The organism is uncultured Helicobacter sp. (assembly GCF_949282165.1).
Classification (GTDB): domain Bacteria; phylum Campylobacterota; class Campylobacteria; order Campylobacterales; family Helicobacteraceae; genus Helicobacter_F.
The window spans coordinates 337384-349888 of record NZ_CASDOV010000001.1 but is presented as its reverse complement, the minus strand read 5'-3'; the positions used below and the strand labels follow the sequence as shown (position 1 = coordinate 349888).

9 protein-coding genes are annotated in these 12505 nt (G+C 47.8%); 8 read left to right on the top strand and 1 reads right to left on the bottom strand.

Annotation, left to right across the window (positions count from 1 at the left end):
* The first annotated feature begins 28 nt into the window (after positions 1–28).
* The 8 genes from leuS to ACH2BK_RS01775 are packed head-to-tail and all read left to right on the top strand — an operon-like array spanning position 29 to position 10993.
* The gene (leuS, locus tag ACH2BK_RS01810) at positions 29–2485 is read left to right on the top strand and encodes a leucine--tRNA ligase (protein ID WP_395001849.1); all 2457 of its coding nucleotides are present in this window, start codon (positions 29–31) and stop codon (positions 2483–2485) included.
* A 4-nt stretch (positions 2486–2489) separates the two neighbouring features.
* Positions 2490–3107 (top strand): LPS assembly lipoprotein LptE, encoded by a 618-nt coding sequence (gene lptE / locus ACH2BK_RS01805; protein ID WP_394994187.1) that lies wholly within the window; start codon positions 2490–2492, stop codon positions 3105–3107.
* 1 nt (position 3108) lies between these two features.
* Entirely contained in the window at positions 3109–4383 is a 1275-nt protein-coding gene (locus tag ACH2BK_RS01800; RefSeq protein WP_395001848.1) for a hypothetical protein, read from the top strand.
* 9 nt (positions 4384–4392) lie between these two features.
* Positions 4393–5685, top strand: a complete 1293-nt coding sequence (locus ACH2BK_RS01795) for a bifunctional folylpolyglutamate synthase/dihydrofolate synthase (RefSeq protein WP_395001847.1) — start codon at positions 4393–4395, stop codon at positions 5683–5685.
* Positions 5670–6593 carry a peptidoglycan DD-metalloendopeptidase family protein gene (locus ACH2BK_RS01790; RefSeq protein ID WP_395001846.1) on the top strand — a complete coding sequence of 308 codons (924 nt, stop codon included), beginning with the start codon at positions 5670–5672 and terminating at the stop codon, positions 6591–6593. Before ACH2BK_RS01795 ends, ACH2BK_RS01790 begins: the two co-directional genes overlap by 16 nt.
* A 6-nt stretch (positions 6594–6599) precedes the next feature.
* Positions 6600–7538: a M23 family metallopeptidase gene (locus tag ACH2BK_RS01785; protein ID WP_395001845.1), complete on the top strand. Its 939-nt coding sequence runs from the start codon at positions 6600–6602 to the stop codon at positions 7536–7538.
* Positions 7451–7879, top strand: coding sequence for a polymer-forming cytoskeletal protein (locus ACH2BK_RS01780; RefSeq protein ID WP_394994202.1), 429 nt, complete (start codon positions 7451–7453; stop codon positions 7877–7879). The genes ACH2BK_RS01785 and ACH2BK_RS01780 overlap by 88 nt, the downstream gene beginning before the upstream one ends.
* Positions 7880–7882: 3 nt before the next feature.
* On the top strand, positions 7883–10993 hold the full coding sequence (locus ACH2BK_RS01775; protein WP_395001844.1) for a DEAD/DEAH box helicase: 3111 nt from the start codon (positions 7883–7885) through the stop codon (positions 10991–10993).
* 95 nt (positions 10994–11088) lie between these two features.
* On the opposite strand, the gene purB is transcribed toward ACH2BK_RS01775, so the two are convergent.
* Entirely contained in the window at positions 11089–12486 is a 1398-nt protein-coding gene (purB, locus tag ACH2BK_RS01770) for an adenylosuccinate lyase (RefSeq protein ID WP_395001875.1), read from the bottom strand.
* Positions 12487–12505: the final 19 nt, after the last annotated feature.

Genomic DNA, 12505 nt, shown 5'->3' with positions numbered 1-12505 from the left:
TGGCTCAAAAACTTCGGAGTGTTAGGCGATGAAAGCGTGTGAGAGTGTGTATGAACCAAAAATTATAGAATCTAAATGGCAGAAATTTTGGCAAGAACATAAGGTGTTTGAGCCAAAATCTAGCAGGGAGCTACCCAAAAAATACATTTTATCGATGTTTCCCTATCCTAGCGGTGCGATTCATATGGGGCACGTGCGTAATTACTGCATAGGCGATGCGCTCGCGCGCCATTATCGGCACAATGGCTTTAATGTCCTGCACCCTATGGGTTGGGATGCCTTTGGTATGCCTGCCGAAAATGCCGCTATCAAGCACAAAACACACCCCAAGCAATGGACTTATGCCAATATCGATACAATGCGCGCCGAGCTCGCGTCTTTGGGACTGAGCTTCTCGCGTGATAGGGAGTTTGCGACTTGTGATCCTATCTATACGCGTTGGGAGCAAGAGTTTTTTATCAAAATGTGGGAAAAGGGGCTCATCTACCGCAAAGAGGCGTATCTGAATTGGTGCCCAAACGATCAGACGGTGCTAGCAAATGAGCAGGTGATAGAGGGGAAATGCTGGCGGTGCGATACGCCCGTGGTGCAAAAGCAGATGTTTCAATACTATATCAAAATCACGCAGTATGCCCAAGAACTCCTTGATGACTTACAAACCTTGCAGGGGCATTGGGCAAGTCAAGTGCTGACTATGCAGCAAAATTGGATAGGCAAATCTAAGGGGCTAAATTTTGCCTTTACTTTGAGTGAGGATTCTAAGCAAAAAACAGGCATAGAGAGCTTTGAGGTTTTTACGACGCGTTGTGATACGCTTTTTGGCGTTACTTATTGTGCGATCGCGCCCGAGCACCCACTAGTGGATGCGCTTTTGCAAAGGGGATTGTTGGATGCTGCACAAGTGCGCAAGATAGAAGAGGTGCGTAAATTCCCCGCTAAAGAACGCTCGATGATGGACAAAGAGGGCTTTGATCTAGGGCTTAGGGCTATCCACCCCCTTAGTGGCGAGGAGATACCTATCTGGGTGGCGAATTTTGTGCTCATAGAATACGCCAATGGAGCAGTGATGGCGGTGCCCGCACACGATGAGCGCGATTATGAGTTTGCACAAAAATACGCCCTGCCCATTAAGCCCGTGCTCAAGCCCGGACTAGATTCACTGCCCTTTTGTGATGATGGCGAGCTTATAGAATCTGGCGCATTTAGTGGGCTTAAAGGTGCGCAGGCGCGTGAGCAAATCATCGCGTATTTTGAGGAGCGCAAACTAGGCAAGGGCGTGATTAACTACCGATTGCGCGATTGGGGCGTGTCTAGGCAGCGGTATTGGGGTGCGCCCATCCCGATGGTGCATTGCCCACAATGTGGCATAGTGCCCGAAAAGATAGAGAATCTCCCCGTGCTTTTGCCCGATGATGTGGTAATCGATGGCGAGGGCAATCCACTGGACAAACACCCTACATGGAAGCAGTGCAGTTGCCCTAAATGCGGAGCTAGCGCGCAGCGAGAGAGCGATACGATGGATACTTTTGTGCAGTCAAGCTGGTATTTTTTGCGCTATGCCACGTCTAGGGAGCATTGGGAGGAGTGTGCGTTTAGGAGCGAGGATATAGCTTATTGGCTTAGTGTCGATGAGTATATTGGCGGGATTGAGCACGCGATTTTGCATTTGCTTTATGCGCGATTTTTTACCAAAGTATTGCGGGATTTGGGCTATGTGAATCTGAGTGAGCCCTTTGCCAATCTCCTCACGCAAGGTATGGTGCTAAAAGATGGCGCGAAAATGAGCAAGTCTAAGGGAAATGTCGTCAATCCAAATGAGCTTATCGCGCGCTATGGTGCGGATACGGCGCGGCTTTTTGTGCTCTTTGCCGCACCGCCTGTGCGTGAGCTAGAGTGGAATGATGCCGCGGTGGAGGGGGCGTTTAGATTCTTAAAGCGCGTTTGGGAGCGCAGTGGGCGTCTCAAACCCTGCACAAGCTTGCCTATTATAGAATCTAGCGTGCTTACTAAACAAGAAAAGCTCGCGCGCAAAAAAGTCTATGAAGCCCTGCAAAAATCTCACGATATTTTTAGCAAAAAGCAATCTGGCTATGCGTTTAACACACTCATCGCAGCGTGTATGGAAGCCTTTAACGCGCTTAGCGAGCAGGACAATGAGGCGGTGTATAGCGAGGGGTATTTTATCCTGCTGCATATCCTAGAGCCTATCGTGCCCCATATCTGCTGGGAGCTTAGCGAGAGGTATTTTGGGCGTTCAAACTTCGCGCCCATCGCGCTTGATACGGACGCGCTTAGGAGTGATGAGATGCTTATTGCTATCACGATTAATGGCAAGAAACGCGCAGAAATCGAGGTGAGCACGGATATAGATGATAAAGAGCTGCTAGCTCTTAGCAAACAAAGCGTGGCAAAATGGCTTAGCGGCGAGATTATCAAAGAAATCGTGGTGCCAAAGAAACTCGTGAATTTTGTGGTAAAAGCTTAAGGTAATGAAGCATATTGTGGCGTTGGTGGCGTTGCTCTTTGTGGCTTGTGGGTATGTGCCCGTGGCGAGCTTTAGCGATAAAGTCTTTGGGGAGGGCGTGTATGTGCAGATAACGATGGATCCGCAGCTCCCTGAAGCCTCCGTGGGCGCTAAAGACGCGATAAATCTCGCGGTGCTCACGCGTCTAAACAACTCCCTAGCTTCCAAACAAAGTGCCCAAACAATCATCGATATGCGCGTGCTTTCAGTCAGTAGCACGCCTGTGGCATACGACAACAACGGCTTTGTGAGCCATTATCGCGCCACGGTGAGCTTGTCCTTTAATGTGCGCAATAAAAATGGCACGAGCTTTAATGCAAGCAGCTCGGGGTATTATGACTACGCGGCGAGCTCCACCTCGGCATTGCTGATTGAAGAATCCAAGCTGGGCGCAGTGTCAAACGCAACTGTGCAAGCACTTGATAAATTTATCTCGCAAGTCGCCTACCAAGCCGCGCGTGAGGATATGGACAAGCGCAAAAAAGAAAATGCGCGCAAAGAGGCAGAATCTAAAGCGATTTTAGAATCTAAAAAGCCTCTAGATTCTAAAAAGTCAGAATCTAAAAAATCTGGTGCTAAATAAAATGCAATCTCTAAAAGAACTCATCCTAGAAACCCTCCAATTCACACAAAACCTAGATGAGCAAGAGCGCGCAAGGCTACTAGCACAAAAAATCTCGGCACGCTACGCCCCACAAGATCTCGCAAGAGAGAGCAAAAATCAAAGCAAAAGCGGTGCGCTCAATGTCGTGTTATTACGCTTTGTGCGCGCTCTTTTTTCTCCAAATATGCGCCAAAAGTATGATTATCTTTTTAAAATCGGCTCGCTCCACACGTTACAAGGACAAGAGGAGCTTTATGAAGCGTGGCTACACGCCTATAATGCACACATACACACGGATATTTTGCACACGCTTTCCACGCTTGCGATGAGTGCCTTAAAAAGCGAAATTTTGCGCGATCGTGGGGGTGAAGGTGGTGTGCATGCAAATGAGCGCACCGAGCTTTTGGATAGGCTTGCACAAGATCCTAGCAATGTCGTCGAGCTAGGTGGGGCTATCACGCAGGCTATAATGCAAGATTCTAAACGCGAAAAAGAGGCGTGTGAGCAAATCGCAAAATACATAGGCGAGGCCTTGTTTGAGGCTGTGAGAGTGCAGCTAGGCATTAGGCCTAATACTGAATCTAAGTCGAGGGATTTTGTATTGGAGATGCTGCACAAAGACTTACTTAAAAGCTTGCAGGCAACTACGCAAGCCTATTGTGAAAAAATCATTGCACTTTTTAACCCACCACAGAATCTAAGCGCACCACAGAGCCCGCGGGACTTACACACACCAAAAGAAAACCCACAGAATCTAAGCGCAAAAACCTCTTTGCAAAAAGATTCTAAGCCTTCCCAAGAATTTTCCCCTGTGGGCTGTGCGTATAAGGCGGACTTTTTTACCAAAGATTTTGGTGCGGCATGGGAGCAGACTTTGCGCGTCTTTGAGGAGAGTGAGGGCGTGCTGTGTGTCATTCGTGTGTTTAACCATCGTCAGATTGCGCGCTCCTTTGGCACAGAGGGCTACGATAGGCAGGTGCGTATGCTAAAGCAGATGTTTTTGCGCCATTTTGAATCTATGCGTAAAAATCGCGATGTGTTTATGCCCAAAGATGGCGTATTGTATCTGTTGCTAGAGGGCGATCTAAGTGCGATAGAGCGCGCCTTTGATGACTTTTGTCATAAGCTCTCTGAGCAAGTGTTTTCTTACAAAGAGCACCATGAGATTTTAGAATTTGATGGTCGGCTTTTCACGCGCTCAAGCGATTTTTTGCAGACACTCACCAATCTTTTGGCTTATATCAAAGAAGTGTGAAGGAATGTGATGGGGCTAGATTCTGTAGATTCTAAGGGCCTTTGGTGCGCACAAAGTCTCTGGGAGTTTTTAGAATCTAAAGGGCAAGAATACGCGCCCTTTGATCCCAAGCGCGCTCATAGAATCTATGCCAAACTCGCCCCTATGCTTAAGCTAGAGCATTTAAGGATAATCCATATTTTGGGCACAAATGGCAAGGGAAGCACGGGGAGATTTATTACACTTGGGCTTTTGCAATGTGGGCATAGGGTGCTGCATTTTAGCTCGCCGCATTTGTGGCACTTTAGGGAGCGGTTTTATCGTAATGGTGCTGATGTGAGTGATGAGGAGCTAGAGGAGGCGCATAGGTTTTTGCAACGCTTTGGGTTTGTGTGCGAGGCGAGTTATTTTGAGTATGCGACATTTTTGGGGCTTTATCTGGCGCAGGAATGCGATTTTTTGGTGCTTGAGGCGGGACTTGGTGGGGAGTTTGACTCCACAAGCGTATTGAGGGCGCATTTGAGCGTCTTTACGCCTATTGGGGTCGATCACAAAGACTTTTTGGGAGCGGATATAGAATCTATTGCGGGCACTAAGCTCCGCGCTATGGGGGATAATGTGCTGCTCGCCCCGCAGCCCTATGCACAGAGCTCGCTCATAGCACGCGCGATAGCTAAAGAGCGGGGCGCGAGATTGTGTGAGCTAGGGATTATAGAATCTAGTGCGCAGCTATGCACACAGATTGAGGCGTTTTGTGCGTGCTTTGGGCTAGAATCTAGAGAGGAAAATGAGTGGTGGCAGGCGTATAGGGCGTATGTGGCACGCTATGGGTATGCGGAGTTTTTGGCGCAAAATCTTTTGGTGGCAAGCTTTGTGTGGCGTTTTTTTGGGCTTAGGGTGGATTGTGGCAATCTCGCAGTGCTTGACTTGCGGGGGCGTTGTGAGTGGCTTAGCCCTCATATTTTGCTTGATGTGGGGCATAATGAGGAGTGTGCAAGGGCTCTAAAATCAGTCATAGAGCAAAGTTTTGGGCAAAGGCGCGTGATTTTGGTGTATAATACTTATTTTGATAAGTCAGTCCGGCATATTTTGGCATTGCTCAAGCCCTGTATCCAAGAAGTGTGGATATTCCCCCTAGTGGATAATCCTCGTGTGATTGCACGCAGTGATTTGGAGGCGATACTAGGCGATTTGGGGATTGTTTATAGGGATTTTGTGCGTGAAGAGATGAGAGATTCTCAAGATTATGTGGTTTTTGGATCTTTTAGTGTAGTCGCTGGATTTTTGGACATATTTGAAGGAGAGCTATGCAAAACAAACTAACGATTTCCATCATCGATGGCGATACTTTCAAGCAATTTAGCGTGCATAAGATTATCAAACGCGTGCTTTTGTATGTGTTGCTTGCGCTTGGAGTGGCGTTGGTGGTGTATTTTGTGATGGTGAGGTTTTTGGTAGGGGAGCTTGATGAGATTATCGCCGAAAAAAACAAGGCAAGGGAACAATTCCAAGAGCTCTATGAAAAAAATAGCGAGCTAGCACGCAGCGTGGAGTATAAAACCAATGAGCTCTTAAAGGCAAATATGCAGATTAGCGAGCTAGAAAAAATCGTGAGCATTCACAAAAACCTTGATACGCAGGTTGATGAGCAAGATATTGATTTGGACACTTTGAGTGATGAGCAAAAGCAAATGGTGCTAAAGATTATGCCTAATGGCGATCCGGTGCGTGGGTATAGCTGGGAGGCGTTGGCTACACAAGATACAGAGCAGAGTGTAGCGCACTCGTGGATCTATGAAGTCCCAAGGGGCACGCCGGTGTATGCGACTGCAAATGGGATAGTAGATAGTGTAGGCAACTCACGAAGCGGAAGCTATGGCGTGTATGTCAAGCTAGCGCATTCTTTTGGCTTTACCTCAAGATATGCGCATTTAGATTCTATGGTGGTGCAAAAGGGCGAGTTTGTGGCAAAAGGGCAGCTTATCGGCTATAGCGGGCAGAGTGGTGGTGCTAAAAAAGATGGGCTTTTGTATGAGCTGCGCTTTTTGGGCACGCCGTTGCACACGATGGATTATGCGTTATGGAATCTCAATAATTTTAATGCAGTTACCAAAAATAAAGACAGGATTGATTGGAAAAGTCTTGTGTGGGCGCTTGATGATCTTGCACAGATTCACACTTATAGGACTGCGCAGGTGGATTCAAACCCAAATAAAGTGAGCATAGAGTAGATTCTGATGAATAATAAGCGTCTGATATTGATGATAACCGATCAGGAGAGGACGCGCTATGTCAATATACACTCTATCTTTCGACAGGTGGGCTTGTATGCGCTGATTTTTTTGGCAGTGTGTATCGTCTATGGGATTGTTTCTGTGCGAGCGTTTAAGGAGGAAATCGCGAGTATGTCCGCACTCAATGAAAAAATCCTCGCACAATACCAAAAAACACAAGAAAAAAACGCCTATCTCAACTTCCAAATCGAGCAGCGATCCGAGGAGATCGGGCTCGTGGGCGATAGGGTGGAGGATTTGGAGAATATCATAGGCGTTAAAGACGCGCAAGATACTATGAGAGAGGATTTGCGTGAGCGCATAGATGTGGCTTCACTCACGGGCGCACAGAAGGTTTTTGTGATGAAGTTTGTGCCAAATGGCTATCCGCTAGATTATTACAAGCGCGTGTCTGCGGATTTTGGTTATAGAATCCACCCCTTGTATTTTACCAAGCACTTGCATACAGGGATAGACTTTGCTACCGATATTGGCACGCCGGTGTATGCGACTGCAGATGGAGTTGTGGAGTTTGCTCAAATGGGCTATAACGGCGGTTTTGGCAATTTGGTTAAACTCGACCACTCGTTTGGATTTCGCACCTATTACGCGCACCTTAATAAAATCGTCGTAGCACACGGCAGTTTTGTCAAAAAAGGGCAGCTAATAGCGTATTCTGGCAATAGTGGCGCTAGCACGGGTCCTCATTTGCACTATGAGGTGAGGTTTTTGGGCAATGTCTTAGATCCCAAAAACTTCATCGAATGGACGATGAGTGATTTTTCATCAATCTTTGAAAACGAAAGGAATGTATCATGGCAATCTTTACTAACGACAATAAACAGCTTGATGGATCAAGTTCCGCAGGAGGAGCCACTATCATCGCCAGCGGCACAAGAATAAAGGGGGAGATAAATATCGAGTGTCGTCTGCATATCGATGGTGATTTTGAGGGGACTATCAACTCTAAAGATACGGTGATGATAGGCAGAAGCGGCGTGGTGAGGGGTGTCATCAATGCCAACGCGCTCGTGGTGGCGGGCAAGCTTATGGGGGATTCTGTCTCAAACTTCCTCGAGCTCAAAGCACAGGGGCGCATTGAAGGGACGATCACCACAAATGAGCTTGTAGTCGAGCGCAAAGGTATGTTTGTCGGTGAAAGCAAGGTGCGCGATAGTAAGAATCCAAGGGAACTCTTAGGCAAAGATGGTATCAAGGACTTAGATTCCAAAAAGAAAGATTAGGATTTGATACAGGGCGATATTTACGCGCTTTTATCCCAAGAGTGCGCGCAAACAAAGGATTTTAAGAATGCCTTTATCGTAGTTTGCAAGGACTATGAGGAGGCGAGGGCGTCTTATGAAGTGATAGATTTTTGTCGCACACATAGAGATTTTAGCCCTTTTGTGCCCTTTGTGCTGCCCGAGGTGCGCGTGCATTTTGGCGACGATCTCACGCCCTTTCGCGAGGATTTGCTTGAGTTGTTGCAGGTTTTGCGTGCGTTTTATGAATCTCAGAGCCCAAAGATTCTCTGCGCTCCTATCTCAAGTATCCTCTATCCGCTGCCCAAATCAGAATGTCTCCAAAGTTTCACTATCGATAAAACCACGCCCATAGATCCCCACACACTCGCCCAAAAGCTCCTAGGCTATGGCTATGAGAGCGTGGAAGTGGTGGAGATGCCCGGGGAGATGAGCTTGCGCGGCGAGATTGTGGATATATTTTTGCCAAATGAGGCTAGCCCACATAGAATCTGCTTTTTTGATGAGAGTGTGGAGAGCATACGCGTTTTTGATGTGAGCACGCAGCTTAGTCAAAAATCCGAGATTGCTTCCCTTGAAATCCCCATCGCGCTTTTTGGGGTGCAGGAGGAGCGCGCGCAATTAAGCGAGGCGAGCGATGAGGCGGATACGCAATCGCCTTGGGAGAGTGAATCTCATCTAGAGATGGGCGCGTCTTGGCTGTGGCGTTTGGGCGATAAGGGCGCGCATTTGAGCGCGTCCTATCCGTGCTTTCTCACACCAAGCGCGCTTGAGGAAGCTAAAGAAATCCATAGTATAGAGGAGGAGCTGCCCTCTGCGCTTAGCTTAGATTCTCTCTTTGCAATGCCCCTTGTTGCGCGTAGCGAGGTGTGCGAGGGGATTCTCTTTAGTCCCAATATGCTCCCCTCACTCCTTGCTTTGCACAAAGACAGAGAGATCACGCTCATTACCCCAAACTACGCCTTGCTCAAATCCTATGGGCTTGATTGTAGTAGCACGCCGCCAAGGCTGCTTGAGCCCCTAGATGTGAATCTCGCACGCCTCAAAGTCGCCCTAGGCACGCAAAATGTCAATATCCTGCACCAGCAATGGCTTATTTTGTCCTTTAACCAAACCGCCAAGCGCGCCAAAAAGCCCAAACGCTCGCGCCTGCAGCTCAATGAACTCAATGTGGGCGAATATGTCGTGCATACGGATTATGGCATAGGAGTGTTTAAGGGTTTAAAGAGCACGAGCGTGCTTGGCGTGGTGCGGGATTTTATCGAGATTGCCTATCAGAGCGAGGATAAGCTGCTGCTACCCGTGGAGCGACTGGATATGATCGATAGGTATGTGGCGGATTCTGGCACACTGCCTATTGTGGATAAGCTTGGCAAGGGAAGTTTTAGCAAGCTCAAAGATTCTGTGCGTAAGAAGCTTTTTGAGATCGCTGGGGCTATCATCGAGCTTGCGGCACAACGATCGCTCTTAGAGGGTGTGAAAATCACGCGTGATTGCGCACTGCTCTATGCCTTTGACAAATCCCGTCCTTTCGCGCTCACCGAGGATCAGGAGCGCAGCATCGGAGAGATTTTAGACGATTTAGAATCTGGGCGCGTGATGGATAGACTGCTTAGCGGTGATGTGGGCTTTGGCAAAACGGAAGTGGCGATGAGCGCGATTGTGGCACTTATCGCGCAGGGCTATCAGTGCGCCTTTATCGTGCCTACGACTTTGCTTGCCACGCAGCATTTTGTTACCCTGCAGGAGCGGCTAGGTGCGCTTAGCAAAGAAAATGGCAAGCCCATACACATAGCCAAAGTCGATAGATTCACAAAGGATAAAAATCGTGTAAATACAGGGCTCAAAAATGGCGAGATTGATGTGGTGATAGGCACGCACGCGCTTTTGGGGCTAGAGTTTAGTAGGCTTGGGCTTGTGGTGATTGATGAGGAGCATAAGTTTGGTGTGAAGCAAAAAGAAAAGATGAAGGCGTTATGCAAAAATGTGCATACCCTTAGTATGAGTGCCACGCCAATCCCGCGCACGCTCAATATGGCACTCTCACATATCAAAGGTTTTAGCGCGCTACGCACACCGCCTATGGAGCGCAAGGGCGTGCGGACATTTCTTAAAATCTATGATGAAAAAATCATACGCGAGGCTATTTTGCGTGAGTTGCGCCGCGGTGGGCAGGTGTTTTATGTGTATAACAACATTGCGGGGATTGCGCAAAAGGCTAAAGAGCTAAACGAGCTGCTGCCAAAGCTGCGCATAGGGATACTGCACTCTCAAGTGGAGGATAGCAAATCCCAAGAAGTGATGGCGGAATTTGTGCGCAAAGAGCTTGATGTGCTGCTTTGCACAAGCATCGTAGAATCTGGCTTGCACCTGCCCAATGCCAATACCATCATCGTGGAGGAGGCAAATCGCTTTGGGATAGCGGATTTGCACCAATTACGCGGGCGTGTGGGGCGCGGGAGCAAGGAGGGGTTTTGCTATCTGTGTGTGGCGCGCGAGAGTGCGCTGGGGGAGGAGGCAAAAAAGCGACTGGGCGCGCTAGAGAAAAATTCTTATCTGGGCAGTGGGGAAAATCTCGCCTATCACGATTTGGAGATTCGCGGTGGTGGGAATCTCCTAGGGGAAGCCCAAAGCGGACATATCAAAAAAATCGGCTATGGCTTGTATCTCTCTATGCTAGAGGACTGTATCAATCAGCTTAGCGGCTCTGGGGTGCAAAAAAGTGCGCAAGTGGATCTCAAGCTCAATATAAGCGCGTATATCAATCCTGAGCTTGTGGGGAGTGATAAGCTGCGCCTTGAGCTCTATCGCCGATTGAGCCTATGTGAGAATCTAAGCGATGTGTATGAGATAGAGGGCGAGATAGAAAACCGCTTTGGTAAGCTAGATTCATTTACGCTTAGTTTTTTGGAGCTTATCAAAATCCGCGTGCTAGCAAATGCGCTAAAGCTCAAGCAAATTGCGCACTATGGGCAAAATATCACGATTACTTATAGCGATGATACTAAAGAGCGCATAGAATCTCCAAGCAAGGATTGGGACGATGTGCTAGGGAGCATTATGGCGTTTTTGCGCAAAAAGAGAGATTGTGTGTGATGAAATGGTGTCTATCTTAAGCGTGTTGTGGGCTTAGGCGCACTCGCACACTTTTATATCGAGAGATTGTTGTGAGGTTTTTCTTTGTGCCACCCCTATTCCCCAAACACTCGCTTAAAGATAGAATCTACATTTTTGGTATAGTAGCCAAAGTCAAAGCATTGGCGGATTATCGCCTCGCCGCTTTTAGATTCTGCCTTGCTAGAATCCACCACGCTTTTAGAATCTTTAGAATCTCCACCTCTGCTTAAAAGCCCCACAAGTTCAGAATCTGCCAAGAGATATTGCAGATATAGCGATTCTCCCCGTTCATTTACCGCTGCCTCGCCATTTTGCAGAGATTCCCACACTTTCATCGCATTTCTCTGCACGATTTTATACGCATCTTCGCGGCTCACCCCGCATTTTGGTAGCTCTAGGAGGATTCTTTGAGAGAAAACCAAGCCCCCGGTTAGATTGAGATTTTTTAGCATATTTTTGGGATACACGACTAGATTTTCAATAAGCCCCGTGAGGCGTGCTAGCATAAAATCACTCGTAATAAAGCTATCTGGCAGGATAAATCGCTCCACAGAAGAGTGGCTAATATCCCTCTCGTGCCACAGCGCGACATTCTCCATAGCAGGCAGGGCGTAGCTTCGTATCACACGACAAAGCCCCGTAATATTTTCAGATAAAACGGGATTGCGTTTGTGGGGCATCGCAGAGCTACCCTTTTGTCCTTTGCTAAAATACTCCTCCGCCTCATACACCTCTGTGCGTTGCAAATGCCGAATCTCTACTGCGATTTTCTCACAGCTACTTGCCAAAAGGGCTAAATCCGTGATAAGCCTAGCGTATCTGTCTCTTTGAATGACTTGATTGCTCGCAGGGGCAGCCTTTAGCCCTAGGTTTTTACACACTAGCTCTTCTAGCTCTATTGGCGTATGGGCTAGATTGCCCATAGCCCCGCTGATTTTGCCCACGCTAATGACTTCTAGTGTGGATTCTAATGCCCTCAAATGCCGCGTAATCTCATCATACCATATCGCACACACAAGCCCAAAGGTAATAGGCTCGCCGTGAATCCCATGACTTCGCCCCACCATAAGCGTGTCTTTATGCTCATACGCCCTCTTTTTTATCGCCTCTTGCAAGCCTTTCACGCCCTCGATGATGATTTGTAGAGAATCCCTCATCTGCAATGCCACGGCAGTATCAATCGTATCACTTGAGGTGATTCCATAATGAAACCACCGCGACTCCTCGCCCAAGCTTTCTGCCACACTTGTGGTAAAGGCGATTAGATCGTGTTTGGTTACCGCCTCGATTTCATCAATTCTTGCAATATCGAATTTTGCGTTTTTGCAGATTTTCTCACAATCAGAATCTGGAATGAGCCCCAAAGCATTCCAGCCCTTAACCAACGCCTTTTCCACCTCTAGCCAAGCGGAGTATTTCGCCTCTAAATCCCAAAGCTTTTTCATTTTCTCGCGTGCGTATCGCTCTACCATTGCCATTTTCCTTAAATTT